At 42.2% G+C, this 12,934-nt stretch carries 12 protein-coding genes; 3 read left to right on the plus strand and 9 right to left on the minus strand.

What is annotated here, in order from left to right; all coding sequences use genetic code 11:
- Positions 1 to 206: 206 nt before the first annotated feature.
- From BW986_RS12860 to BW986_RS12885, 6 genes are all read right to left on the minus strand, one after another.
- Positions 207 to 524, minus strand: coding sequence for a TIGR03826 family flagellar region protein (locus BW986_RS12860; RefSeq protein ID WP_081395604.1), 318 nt, complete (start codon positions 522 to 524; stop codon positions 207 to 209).
- Positions 525 to 619: 95 nt separating this feature from the next.
- Complete coding sequence (locus BW986_RS12865; RefSeq protein WP_076368290.1) at positions 620 to 1,312, minus strand: ComF family protein; 693 nt, start codon at positions 1,310 to 1,312, stop codon at positions 620 to 622.
- The gene (locus BW986_RS12870; RefSeq protein ID WP_076368534.1) at positions 1,305 to 2,696 is read right to left on the minus strand and encodes an ATP-dependent helicase ComFA; all 1,392 of its coding nucleotides are present in this window, start codon (positions 2,694 to 2,696) and stop codon (positions 1,305 to 1,307) included. The genes BW986_RS12865 and BW986_RS12870 overlap by 8 nt, the downstream gene beginning before the upstream one ends.
- A gap of 123 nt (positions 2,697 to 2,819) precedes the next feature.
- The gene (locus tag BW986_RS12875) at positions 2,820 to 3,662 is read right to left on the minus strand and encodes a DegV family protein (protein ID WP_076368291.1); all 843 of its coding nucleotides are present in this window, start codon (positions 3,660 to 3,662) and stop codon (positions 2,820 to 2,822) included.
- A 184-nt stretch (positions 3,663 to 3,846) separates the two neighbouring features.
- The gene (locus BW986_RS12880; RefSeq protein ID WP_076368292.1) at positions 3,847 to 4,530 is read right to left on the minus strand and encodes a response regulator; all 684 of its coding nucleotides are present in this window, start codon (positions 4,528 to 4,530) and stop codon (positions 3,847 to 3,849) included.
- Between the two features lie 47 nt (positions 4,531 to 4,577).
- Positions 4,578 to 5,720: a sensor histidine kinase gene (locus BW986_RS12885; RefSeq protein ID WP_076368293.1), complete on the minus strand. Its 1,143-nt coding sequence runs from the start codon at positions 5,718 to 5,720 to the stop codon at positions 4,578 to 4,580.
- A gap of 619 nt (positions 5,721 to 6,339) precedes the next feature.
- On the opposite strand from BW986_RS12885, the gene BW986_RS12890 reads away from it, so the two are divergent.
- Together BW986_RS12890 and BW986_RS12895 are read left to right on the plus strand one after the other, a co-directional pair.
- Complete coding sequence (locus BW986_RS12890) at positions 6,340 to 6,975, plus strand: YigZ family protein (protein WP_076368294.1); 636 nt, start codon at positions 6,340 to 6,342, stop codon at positions 6,973 to 6,975.
- Positions 6,976 to 7,153: 178 nt separating this feature from the next.
- On the plus strand, positions 7,154 to 8,176 hold the full coding sequence (locus tag BW986_RS12895) for an LCP family protein (RefSeq protein ID WP_076368295.1): 1,023 nt from the start codon (positions 7,154 to 7,156) through the stop codon (positions 8,174 to 8,176).
- Positions 8,177 to 8,386: 210 nt separating this feature from the next.
- Here BW986_RS12895 and BW986_RS12900 read toward each other — a convergent pair whose 3' ends face one another.
- The 3 genes from BW986_RS12900 to BW986_RS12910 all read right to left on the minus strand — a co-directional run bounded on the left by BW986_RS12900 (position 8,387) and on the right by BW986_RS12910 (position 11,390).
- Positions 8,387 to 9,448, minus strand: a complete 1,062-nt coding sequence (locus tag BW986_RS12900) for a glycosyltransferase family 4 protein (protein WP_076368296.1) — start codon at positions 9,446 to 9,448, stop codon at positions 8,387 to 8,389.
- 76 nt (positions 9,449 to 9,524) lie between these two features.
- Positions 9,525 to 10,628 carry a glycosyltransferase family 4 protein gene (locus tag BW986_RS12905; protein ID WP_076368297.1) on the minus strand — a complete coding sequence of 368 codons (1,104 nt, stop codon included), beginning with the start codon at positions 10,626 to 10,628 and terminating at the stop codon, positions 9,525 to 9,527.
- Positions 10,629 to 10,646: 18 nt separating this feature from the next.
- Complete coding sequence (locus tag BW986_RS12910) at positions 10,647 to 11,390, minus strand: WecB/TagA/CpsF family glycosyltransferase (protein ID WP_076368298.1); 744 nt, start codon at positions 11,388 to 11,390, stop codon at positions 10,647 to 10,649.
- 111 nt (positions 11,391 to 11,501) lie between these two features.
- Here BW986_RS12910 and BW986_RS12915 point away from each other — a divergent pair, with 111 nt between their 5' ends.
- Complete coding sequence (locus BW986_RS12915; RefSeq protein ID WP_076368299.1) at positions 11,502 to 12,932, plus strand: O-antigen ligase family protein; 1,431 nt, start codon at positions 11,502 to 11,504, stop codon at positions 12,930 to 12,932.
- Positions 12,933 to 12,934: the final 2 nt, after the last annotated feature.

A 12,934-nucleotide genomic window follows, 5' to 3' on the forward strand; every position in this document is an offset into this window, starting at 1 on the left:
GGATTTCTTTAATTGTTTCCTGTAATCTTTCCTTCGACACCCATTGTCGAATTTCGTTCTCAATATCGAATATTTTAACAAATAACGCATCATGTTACCATGATTTATCCTTTTTGATCATCCTTCATGTAGTACGTATTTTTTTTATCATTTCCTTGAATTTCAGTCAGGCGCTTTTCCTCATTTTCAAATGCCTGTAAATCCGATCACAGTGAATCGCCGCATTTGCCGCATAACCTTCCGCTCTTGATATTAGCGCCGCACTTTTCACATGGAATTCCTAGATTGGCAAACTGCGCAATCCTCAGTTTTCCGGTTCTCACAAATTTGATTATTAACGTTTCTTCAACGCCGGTGTCCTTAACCACCTGCACCATGGACGCCGTTCTATTTATTTTCTTGCGAATATATGCATATACTTTATCATATTGGGCTTCTTCTTCTTTATAACAGGCATCGCATACATCCCGGAATTTCGTCATAACGAATAACGAATTACAGTACGGACAGTTGAATACTTCCATCGAGGCCCCTCCTTCACCATCACAGCGATTATTCTTTAGTGTATATATCGAATAATCCCGGCGATACTTTAGGATATTCATTAAAATAAGCTGTTTCACCTAGCTAGGGTGATGGATGATACTTCTTTGGCCCCAGCCATTTTCAATGCTTTCGCTGCATGCCTGAGAGTTGTGCCTGTCGTGTATATGTCATCGATGATCAAAATAGATTTATGCTCCAGCAAATCAGATTGCATGACCTGAAAAACCTGCGGTAATGAGATTCTTTCTTGCCGTGATTTTTTTGATTGTTTTTCCGTATGGATTCTGGTCAAGGTCTCAACCGTGTGAAGTCCAATGAGATCTGCCAAAGCCTGCCCTTGGTTGAATCCCCGCTCCCTAAGCCGTTCATGACTAAGCGGGATGGCCGTTACCAGGTCAAATTCCATGTCCTTTAACCTTTCTTTCAAAAAAGGGGCGAAAACCTCAGCTAATGCATAATCCCCCCGGTACTTATATTTAGCAATAATATCTTTTAAGTGTTCATTATAATGAAATAGAGATATGTTCTTCGACAAAAAGCCTCCCCATTCACCATCCCTTTCCCATCTTAAACAATCCAGACAGAGGTCACTGGTCATATATTCCCCGTCCAACTCCCTTGAGCACATTGAACATGTCTTTCCGGTAATCCTATTAAGTTTCCCCTCACATACTTCGCAGATTGCCCTTGCCTCGGCTCGCTTAAGCAAACTCCTCCATGTCAATGCCCGACTCATTCCATCATCACAAACAAGACATCTATTCATCCAGCAGCCCCCTTTTCATGGCATCATTATTCATTATTTGTATATGGTGAACCGCATCGACCATCGCTTTACTTTTACCGTAATGAAAAAAGGTTATCGTCCCGGCGGGGTTAGCAAAGCTTCTCCCTACCCTGCCGGCAATCTGAACGAGGGCACTTTCAGAAAACACTTCATGTTCAGCACCGATCACGGCTACTTCCAACCGATCAATTGTCACGCCGCGTTCCAGGATGGTCGTTGTCAGTAATCCTGGAACCATTCCATTCCTTAGTGCCATTACCTTTTCCTTTCGATCAGGGTGCCTGGAGTGGACAATCGATAATTTCGGGGACAGCCTTTGGAACAGCGGAATGGCCTGCTCCATCACTTGAATGCTTGGAAAAAACAAGAGGAAGGGGATTTTCTGCTTAAGGCGTTCACTTACCCATCCGGTGATTGCGGGGGGAATCTTTTGTTGAAGAAATAGTTTTTGCCAATTGCCGCTCCACTTCATTCCAGGGACAGGAATTGGCTGACGATGATAACGGGCCGGGATTATGACGGCTTTCAATTTACCGCTTCGGTATAGCCGCTGCATCCGTTTTGAAGGTGTGGCGGTCAAATAGATGGTCGCCGCAGAAACCTTTTTCGATTTATTTACCGCATAATGCAGCGAATCATCAATTGAGTAGGGAAACGCATCGACTTCATCAACGATGATGACATCGAAAGCTTCAATAAAACGGAAAAGCTGATGTGTCGTGGCAACGGTCAGCGGTGAAAAGCCATGTCTATCTGCACTGCCGGCATGGAGGGTCATAACTTCAATCGCAGGAAAGGCTTTTTTTAACCTTGGGGAGAGTTCGAGAACGACATCGGTCCGCGGTGTTGCCAAGCATATCCGTTTCCCTGCATGCAAGGCTGCCTCAATCGCTGGAAATAGGACCTCTGTCTTCCCCGCCCCGCATACAGCCCATACCAGGAATTCATCTTTTCCGTTCACGGCTTCAACGACACGGTCGGAGGCATTTTGTTGACCTGACGATAAAGTGCCTGCCCACCTCATCACATTGTCAGGAACCTTAAACGGAATGCCGGGCCCGGTCCACCTATAAAGCTTGGCACATTCACTGACCCGTCCCATCATGATGCATGAGCGGCAGTACGTGCAATCTTGCTTGCAAATCTTGCAAGGGAATGTATAAAACAACGTTTGATTTTTGTTACCGCAACGTACACAGTTATAACTGCCGTTTTTGGATTGCACGCCGAAGGTTTCCGAGACATACCCATTTTTGAGGTGCTCTGCGAGGAGTTCTTGGGAGAAGGGGATTTCGAAGGCCAAAAGGTGTTTTCCGGTGAGATGGCTCTGAAGTTCCGGGGAATAAGGGGGGGAAATGCTCATGTTTTCCAAATTGTAACCTCCATTTCCTGATAAATTAAACTCCTCCTTATCATTCGCTTTTTACTCCCGGATTCCTTTTTGAATCCATAAAAAACGCCTTCCACTTAGTAAAGGCGTCACAACTTAAATTTTATACCAGCCCATCCCCATTGAACCTTCGCCCAGATGTGTTCCGATTACCGGACCGAAGTAGCTGATGTCGAACTCGACATTTGGGAAACGCGCTTCAAGTTCGGCTTTCCAGTCTTTAGCTTCACTTTCCCGTTTTGCATGAATGATGACGGCTTTATATTTCTCGCCGCTCGCCGCGTCTTCCCCAAGTAAATCGGCAATCCGTTTCATCGCTTTTTTTCTTGTACGGATTTTTTCGAATGGGACGATGACTTTATCAACAAAATGGAGGACCGGCTTCACTTGAAGCAAACTGCCAATCAATGCTTGGGCACTGCTTAAGCGGCCGCCGCGCTGCAGATGGGATAGGTCATCTGCCATGAAGTAGGCCCTTACCGATGGTTTCATTTCTTCGAGCCTTGCCATGATTTCTTCTGCACTTTTACCATCAAGTGCCATCATTGCCGCCTCGATCACGTAAAACCCCTGTACCATGCAGCTGATTTCCGAATCAAAGGCATGAACCCTAATTCCTTCGACCATTTCACCTGCAGATACCGCTCCTTGATACGTTCCGCTGATGCCGCTCGATAAATGAATGGAAATAACATCATCATATTCTTTTTGCAATTCCTCGAACTTCTCGACAAACTTCCCGATTGGAGGCTGTGAAGTGGTCGGCAATTTCTCCTGCATCTTCACTTCCTCATAAAACTCATCCGCAGTTATATCAACTTCCTCACGGTAAGCTTCATTGGAAAAAATGACATTAAGCGGCATCATATGTATATGTAAACGATCACGAATTTCCTTAGGTATATATGCAGTGCTATCTGTTACGACTGCGGTTTTCATAATAGTACCATCCTTATAAAAATTTACTCTGTATCATATTCACCATTCTATCCGAAAATGCCTTTATTTGCATTAATAGCTTTCTGCATTACCAAGTATTTGAATCGGGTCATCCATCCAAAAAAATCCAGCCCTTCAGCACGCATTGCGGTACTTGAAGAGCCGGACTTATCGAACACTTTAATTACTTCACTTCCACCCAGCCATTTTTAATAGCTAGGACAACCGCTTGTGTACGGTCATTCACATTCATCTTCTGAAGAATGTTACTCACATGGTTCTTGACTGTTTTTTCACTGATATATAGAGTTTCGCCGATGGCCCGGTTGCTTTTCCCGTCCGCTAAAAGTTGAAGCACTTCGCATTCGCGTCGAGTCAATAGGTGAAGCGGCCTCCTGATTTCTATCGTATGTACGGAATCACGATCAGCACCCTCTTCAGCTGCTAAGCGGCGATATTCTTTAACCAAATTATGGGTCACCTTCGGATGAAGGTACGAGCCGCCTTCAGCGACTACACGCACAGCATCAATCAACGCATCTGCGTCCATTTCTTTCAAAAGATAACCTTGTGCTCCTGTTTTCAATGCGTGCTGCACGTAGTTTTCATCATCATGAATAGAAAGGATGATGACTTTTGTTTCAGGGTAACGGTTCACGAGCATTTTTGTTGCTTCGACCCCATTCATGGTCGGCATGTTGATATCCATGATAACAACATCAGGTTTATGTGTTTCAACGAGGTCCATCGCTTCGCTTCCGTCATCACCCTCGGCAACAACATCAAAGGATGATTCAAAATCTAATATGCGCTTTACGCCTTCACGGAAAAGCTGATGGTCATCGATAATGATGATACTAGTCTTCAACGGCTTCTTCCTCCTAGTTTCTATTTAATATGTCTATTCTCTATAATTTATAAATGGTAGGGAACTTGTATAAATACCAAAGTGCCTGCCCCCGGTTGTGAATCGATCGTCATTTCACCTTCCAGCAGCTCGACTCTTTCCCTCATTCCTACCAAGCCAAATGAACCTTCTTTTTGAATCGAAGAGTCAAACCCCTTTCCATCATCTTTGACGACGACGGTCACCATCTCCTTGGAAATGGACAGTTTAACTTGAATCTGTTTTGGGTCCGCATGCTTCAATGAATTTTGTACAGCCTCCTGAACCAGCCTGAATAAAGCGACCTCCATATCGGAAGGAAGCCTTTTGACCTGTCCAAGGTTGACGAAATTCAGATTCACACCATTATTATAGTCTTCGGTCGTTTGCAGGTACTTTCTGAGGGTAGGTACAAGGCCTAAATCATCAAGCGCCATAGGACGAAGGTCATAGATGATCCTGCGCACTTCATATAAAGCATTCCTTACCATGACCTTTAAACTGCGGATTTCCACTAACGCTTCATCAGGACCTCTCTCCCGCTGCACTCGTTCTATCAAGTCTGAGCGCATCATGACGTTTGCCAGCATTTGCGCAGGGCCATCATGAATTTCACGTGAGAGCTTTTTACGTTCCTGCTCCTGGGCTTCGATTATTTTCAGGCCGAAGTCCTGTTTGCGTTTCGCTTCTTGAAGGGCTTCCCCCACAAATTTAAGATCCTGGGTCAAATAATTCTGCACTACCGATATTTGCGAAACGAGATGCACCGCTTTATCGATCGTCTGCTGCAGTCCCCTTAACCTTAACTCAAGCTCATCCCGGCGATTACGGAGCTCTTTCTCCAATTGCCGGTTAATTTGTAAATCGACTTGCAGCTTATGTGCCCTTTCATAAGCATCGCGCACCTGTTCTTCAGAAAAATGGTTGAAGTGCATACTGACTTCTGAAAGCCTTTTTCGAGCAAACCTGGCTTTTGAATCCAATGCATCGCTGTCGGTTATCACAATGGCAACCCTGATTTTCACATCATCAAGCTCTTTTGATAATGACTCGAAATCCTTTCGGCATTGTTCGCCGATATCAAAGACTTCATCCTTACTCTCACTAACAGTGCTCACCATTGTTTCTAAGATCTTGTCCAATGCTTTAGCATCAACCTTTTTTATGGACATTAAGATCCCTCCACTTAAATCAAAAGACTTAAACAATTTATTGTCTTAAAGACTATGTATATGGAAAAAAGTTCTTTCCCTTTTTCATGAATGGTTAAATTTCAGGAAAAATTTGTATGAAGTAACCTTCATGAACATATTGTACCAAAAAAAGATTAAAAATACGTTAATTCCCTTTTATGATTTCCATAAAATGTACCAATTTATTACTATACATCTCATATTTTGGCATTTACGTCTGCCTATTAAAGGCAGAAAGCCATTTCAATTATCCTAATACAAAATATCCTTTTCAATCAAATGGAATATTCCGCTCCATTGATTATCATATGAAATAGATGCATTTATTAAATGGCAAAATCCCTGAAATGAGAGGACGCGTTAAAGTAAAGTCAGGATAATGGCACGGAACTCATGTTTTTCCTACAATGTTATTCTTTTAAGCATATATGACCAGCTACTAACAATAACAGGCAATGAAATTAATTATAACACGTCCAGCTTTTTCTTATATTAAAGTTTCTTTACACATGCGGTATGTAAATGAATCGTCATTGCCACTTTTTCCGCAAAGCCTTATAATAAATCAACTAATAGGAAGTACGAAGGTGGAATGGTAATGCTCACTAAATATTTAACGGTGGCAGGTCGCGGCGAACATGAAATCGTCATTGAAAAATCCCGTTTCATTTCCCACATCGCCCGGGTTGAAACCGAAGATGCCGCACAGGCCTTTATCCAGGAAATCAAGAAAAAGCACAAAGATGCTACACATAATTGTTCCGCTTATATGATCGGGGAACAAAATCAAATCCAAAAAGCCCTCGATGATGGGGAACCGAGCGGAACGGCAGGCGTCCCTATCCTGGAAGTGCTTAAGAAAAAAGACCTGAAAGACACCGCTGTTGTTGTCACACGATATTTTGGCGGCATCAAACTTGGTGCTGGCGGCCTTATTCGCGCTTACAGCAAAGCGACTTCAGAAGGAATAAATACCACTGGTGTGGTCGTAAGAAAACTAATGCGGGTCATTTCGACAACCGTCGACTATACCTGGCTTGGAAAATTGGAAAACGAATTGCGATCTTCCATTTATCAAATAAAGGAAATTCAGTACCTTGATCAGGTCATTATCCTTGTATATGTTGAGGAAACACAAAAAGAGACATATACCGCTTGGATTACAGAGCTGACAAATGGTCAAGGCCATATCACTGAGGAAGAAATGCTTTATTTGGAAGAGGAATTCTCCTGATGAACTCCTGCATATTTTTCCTTTTTTACGCTGTAATATAATTGAAAAGAAATATTTATTTTACGAAATTATTAAATCATTGTAAAATTAGGTGTAATATATGACGAAATATAAACTGCAGGATTCGAAAAATAGCGATATATGTCTGATGTTCGTTATTTAAAAGGAGAAGAAAAAGATGTCTACTACTAGGCGTGTTTATAAAATTAAAAAAACAAAGAAAAAAAGGCGAAAGAGGCTTTGGTTATTGCTTGTTCCCCTGCTGGTACTTGGTCTGGGAGCTTCTACGTATGCTGCAACCCTGTATATGAAAGCCCAGAATGTATTCAGTGATTCTTATGACCCTGTGGAAGCATCAGCAAAGCGAAGTGAAGCGATCGACCCGCTCGAAGATAATTTCTCGATCCTTTTCATAGGAATCGATGATAGTAAGGACCGTGACTTAAAAGGAAATTCCCGCTCGGATGCCTTAATTCTGGCCACATTCAATAAAGATCAAAAATCTATCAAACTATTAAGCATTCCACGTGATTCCTATGTGTACGTGCCAGCCAAGGGCGTAACCACGAAAATCAACGCGGCCCACGCAGCCGGCGGACCAAAAGCGACGATGGACACCGTAGAGGAGTTATTCGATATCCCTGTCGATTATTATGTTCGCATGAACTTTAATGCTTTCATCGATGTCGTAAATTCATTGGATGGTATCGAAGTCGACGTCCCTTATGAAATAAATGAAATCGATTCACATGACAAAAAGAATGCCGTCCATCTCGAAGAAGGATTACAGACCGTTGATGGTGAAGGAGCATTAGCGTTTGCACGGACACGTAAAAAGGACAGTGATATCCAACGTGGTGAGCGTCAGCAGGAAGTCCTAAAAGCCATCATTGCCAAAGCAACCTCTGCTGGATCACTGACGAAATATACAGACGTAATGGAAGCTGTCGGTGACAATATGACAACGAACCTTAAATTCTCACAAATGAGAGGTTTCATAAAATATGTAACTACCGATAAAGGACTGAATCTTGAAACCATCAAACTTGAAGGTCAGGATTCTACCATTAACGGAAGCTATTATTATCAACTGAACGATACATCATTAGCGAACACTAAGCTGTTGCTTCAATCCCACTTAAACCTGGGACCGAATGAAGGCAATCAAACCGAAGCCGCTCAATCACAAACACAAGAATAAAAGGAAACCCCCACTCATGAGTGGGGGTTTCCTTTTTTGAAGCGTTCGCCTCCATATTACTTAAATGAAATGACATGCTTTGCAGACAGCCTTAAATGATCCACACTCAATACAACAAAAAAAGCCACCAACCGTTACTTTAAACGATTCGTGGCTTTTCATTTTTACACTAGCAAAATTAGCTAATCTAGTAATCTACTTCCATAACGATCATGGTTTGTTTTTAAAGTTGAGCATCTTGAGCAACGGCTGATAGTTTGAATTGACCAAACCAATCTTCTCCACGAAAATCTCAATGATCAGCAGGAGTCCGGTCACAAGGATCAAAGCTCCCCACATCGTTGCAAATGAAAAGATTATGGCCGCTAAGCCAAAGCAAGCAGCTAAAGCGTATATGAGCAAGACAGTCTGCTTATGAGTGAATCCCAAGTTTATCAAACAGTGATGTAAATGGGATTTATCAGCAGCCGAGATCGGCTGTTTATTGACGACCCTGCGGATAATCGCGAAGAATGTATCCGAAATGGGAACACCCAAAATGATGATCGGTACGATCAATGAAATCATCGTAACGTTTTTAAACCCTAGCAGGGATAGAACGGCAATGATGTAACCTAAGAATAATGCACCTGTATCTCCCATGAAAATCTTTGCCGGATGGAAGTTATATTTCAAAAAGCCAAGAGTGCTTCCAATCACGATCAATGCGATCATAGCAACAAATAGGTCCCCTTGAATAAGGGCCATTGTTGCAATTGTCACTAATGCGATCGTTGAGACACCGCCTGCAAGACCATCCAGTCCGTCTATCAGGTTGATTGCATTAATGATGCCGACAATCCACAAAATGGTGATCGGTATACTAAAAACACCAAATTCAAGTGTATCGGTAAAGAACGGTAAATTGATGAATTCCACTTCAAGACCGCCCCATAATACGATAATGAGGGCCGCCAAAACCTGGCCCAGGAATTTGGGTGCAGCTCTTAATTCAAAAATATCATCAGCCATCCCGATCAAAATGATGACAAGGGCTCCCACCAGAAGGGGCAACTGCTCCCCAAAGTCATTCATGAAAAACTTCATGAAAAGTAAGAAGGTAATGAAAAAACTCAAAAATATAGCTAAACCGCCCATGCGCGGCATAATTTTACTATGCACTTTTCGCTCACTCGGTTTATCGGTAGCTCCTAATTTAAAGGCCAGCTTTCCGACAAAAGGAGTCAAAAAAATGGATAATAAAAAGGCTACCAACAAGGCCCCTATTAACATCAAGAACCACCTCAATTCCACTAAAAATCTAATACCCGTAACGATCTATAAGAAAACCTATATATAAATGCTTATTTTAATTTTTCATCCTCAAATAAACATTATATACGTTTTTGGCTAAAATCTCTATAGAAAAGTTGCTTTTTGCAAATTTTTGTAAATCCGACCCTATCTTTGTCAGGTCTCCGGATTTTTTTAATTCCATAGCATTGCAGATGGCCAATTTGAGCTGTTCGACATTGCCGATTTCCGTAATCCAGCCCTTGCTCCGATCGGGAATCAATTCCTGTACACCGCCGACATCACTTGTGATTGCCGGAAGACCCGATCTTGCTCCTTCAAGTAAAACCAGTGGAAAACTTTCGCTTAACGAAGTCAATAACGTGATGTCCCCTAACGGGTAGATTCTTTCTAAATCTTCACGATACCCTAAAAAGTGCACATGATCGGATAATCCCTTTTCCGAGACCATCTCTTCCAGAGCGGATCTCCTGCTCCCGTCCCCTGCAAGCAACAGCTTTATATAAGGGAATTCCGATACCACTTCACTTAATGCCGCTAAAGCAAATTCATGACCCTTCACCGGTTCAAGCCTTGCAGGCATGATGACGATGAAATCATCCTTCCCAAACCCGAAATCTTCTCTTTGAAGCGGGAAAGCCAATTCCTTTTCAAAGTCAATTCCGTTCAGAATCTTTGTTATTTTTGACGAATGGATTCCTTGGTCAATCAAGTCCTGCTTAAAGCGGTCGGAAACTGCCAGTATATGATCGGCATATTGAAATGACCTTACATGAAGGCCGGTAAACAATTTTCCTTTTACACCCTGCCCCAAAAAGTCATGATGAGGTGAACTGTGAACAGTAAGGAGCCAAGGGCATTTAATGAGGCGCTTTATAAATGCACCATATATATTCGCCCGCGGACCATGTGTATGGATGATGTCTATATTATTTAGACGGATAAAGTCCCGTAAAGGTTTCAAAATTGAAAGGTCATATTTGGAATGTTGCTTGAAAAGTTCGGTTTGTATCCCGGAAGACCTGGCCCGCCGGTAAAGTTCACCCTCTTCAAATACACCAAGCAAACATTCCTCTTTATTCAATTGGTTCAGTAAGGACATAATATGAAACATTCCGCCGCCAGTTTCATTACCAGCGTTTAAATGCAAGATTCTCATCCAGTCCACTCCTTATGTTCAGGAACGCTGCACCGTTCTCCTTAACCGCTTAACCTTTAAAACGAATCTTGGCAGCGCAAGCATCCGTTTCCAGCGCGAAGGTTGCTGGATCAGTCGGTACAACCATTCAAGACGCATCTTTTGCCAGATAACCGGGGCGCGGTTCACCTTTCCCGCAAGGACATCAAAGCTTCCCCCAACTCCCATGAATAACCCCTTATTGAATAGCCCATAGTGCTTGGAAACCCATTTTTCCTGCCTAGGGAACCCTAATGCAGTCAAAATGATGTCCGGTTCAAGGTCCGCTATCGACTTAGGCAGGGCATCATCCTTTATATCAATGTAACCATGGTTGTATCCCACCAACTTGAGACCCGGGTATGATTCTTTTACTTTCAGGGCCGCTGCTTCAATCACGCTTTCCTCCGCTCCAAGCAGGTATACCTTCAGCGCTTTTTCATCAGCGACCCGAAATAATTCATTCATCAAGTCGAATCCGGTAATCCGCTCTTGTAAAGGTTGATTTAGCCATTTAGAGGCCATAATAATACCAACGCCATCCGGAGTGATGTAATCAGCCGATATAATGATGTCTTTATAATCCTGATGTTCATTTGCATACTCAACTATTTCCGGATTTGCCGTAACGATAAACGTTTTTTCCTGATTCATCAATCTTGGATAGATCATTCCATTCATGAATTCATTCATATTGCTATCAATGAATGGTATGGATAGTATCTCAACAAACTTCTCTGTCATTTCACTTCAGCCTTTCATATGTACTATACATCTAAAGGGTGGGGTATTATTCAAGAAATTTTTTCATACACATCATAGAACGTGATTTTTGATTCAAAGGTGGTTAATCAATTGAAGTTTATAGAAAAGCAATCGTTACCCATTCTATTTCTGTGCCTGCTCGTCCCATTGGCAGTGCCTCACCCTATCGCCGGTTACATCGCAACGGCGCTGATGCTCATTTTTATCGGTATAAATAAAAAAAACCTGTTATTAATTCTATTCATTTATTTCCCTGCCCGTCCCTTATTGATGGAACTGAATAGCGGCTTAACCTATACAGGTGATCTGGTCATCCTCACCTTATTCATTTCTTTGCTTATTGAAAGATTCAAAAAGAACGAATGGCAATTCTCGAAATATCATTTTACCGCGCCATTTTGGTTGTTTTGTTTAATTGGTGCCGGGGCTGCACTCATGAACGGAGTGGGAATCCTCCCCATCCTATTTGAACTCCGTGCATTGCTTATTACATTCTTGCTTCTTTACATTATCGGTGAATTAAATCTAGAAAGAAAGGATATCTTTCGCTTTTTAAAGGTTATCCTAATATTTACAATCTTACTTTGCCTGCATGGCATGGTGGAGAAAATCTTTTCACGTACAATCCTGCTTCCCCACGCATGGGAAATATGGAATCTTTCACCAACAAACCGGATGAGGATTTATGGAGCACCCGCCAATCCTAATGTATTTGCCTTATTCTTAAGCATCCAGTTATTCCTTAGTTTCTTTCTATTTCAGTCGTTGAAAAAACATAAATGGATCGTCTTCCTGGCAGCCATCCTGCTTTCCGGAACGTTACTGCTTACCTATTCACGGGGCACGATGATTGCATTCGGGTTCTCGGCGCTTGTCTTTATGATATGGACTAGAAATAAACCATTTCTCAAATATGCTGTAGGAGCATTTTGTCTCGGCCTGCTTCTTATTTATTACCCAGTTTTATTTGCATCAAGTAAAGTGGAGGTATCCGCATCGATTCCTATGGAAAATGTAGTAATTGGCAACACCCCCTCTCCTGAACACGAACATGCCCTCTCCAATCGTTTTTCAGAAATGTTCTCTGATAAAACACTGCACCAAAGTACGGAATGGGGCCGGTTATATGTCCTAATCAAAGGGATTGAAATTTTCACAGATCACCCGATAATCGGTACCGGTCTAGCAACCTTCGGGGATTCTGCCACACTTTCCTATTCCTCACCAATCTATCAGGAATACCAAATTGGTGAAAGGATGTATACCGATAATCAATATATCCAGATTCTGGTCCAAACTGGTGCACTGGGATTTCTTTCAGTTCTTACATTCATCTTTTTCACCTGCCGTAAAATCCTGAAATCGGGAAATGGCACTTTAGCAGCGTTCACCATCTGCCTGATGTTGGCCGCATTATTAGCAGGACTTTTCTACAATATTCTCGAAGATAAAACGTTTACGCTGATATTTTATAGTTGTTTGGGAATCTGTTTACAGAAGGACATCATTTTAAAGGATTGAAA

The organism is Peribacillus simplex (assembly GCF_900156045.1).
Lineage (GTDB): Bacteria > Bacillota > Bacilli > Bacillales > DSM-1321 > Peribacillus > Peribacillus simplex_D.

Coding starts and splice junctions, on each gene's coding strand:
- BW986_RS12895 (WP_076368295.1), top strand. CDS start 7,154: ATGTCTACTACTAGGCGTGTTTATAAAATTAAAAAAACAAAGAAAAAA.
- BW986_RS12870 (WP_076368534.1), bottom strand. CDS start 2,696: ATGAGCATTTCCCCCCCTTATTCCCCGGAACTTCAGAGCCATCTCACC.
- BW986_RS12875 (WP_076368291.1), bottom strand. CDS start 3,662: ATGAAAACCGCAGTCGTAACAGATAGCACTGCATATATACCTAAGGAA.
- BW986_RS12900 (WP_076368296.1), bottom strand. CDS start 9,448: ATGTTAATAGGGGCCTTGTTGGTAGCCTTTTTATTATCCATTTTTTTG.
- BW986_RS12910 (WP_076368298.1), bottom strand. CDS start 11,390: ATGACAGAGAAGTTTGTTGAGATACTATCCATACCATTCATTGATAGC.
- BW986_RS12860 (WP_081395604.1), bottom strand. CDS start 524: ATGGAAGTATTCAACTGTCCGTACTGTAATTCGTTATTCGTTATGACG.
- BW986_RS12905 (WP_076368297.1), bottom strand. CDS start 10,628: ATGAGAATCTTGCATTTAAACGCTGGTAATGAAACTGGCGGCGGAATG.
- BW986_RS12885 (WP_076368293.1), bottom strand. CDS start 5,720: ATGTCCATAAAAAAGGTTGATGCTAAAGCATTGGACAAGATCTTAGAA.
- BW986_RS12890 (WP_076368294.1), top strand. CDS start 6,340: ATGCTCACTAAATATTTAACGGTGGCAGGTCGCGGCGAACATGAAATC.
- BW986_RS12865 (WP_076368290.1), bottom strand. CDS start 1,312: ATGAATAGATGTCTTGTTTGTGATGATGGAATGAGTCGGGCATTGACA.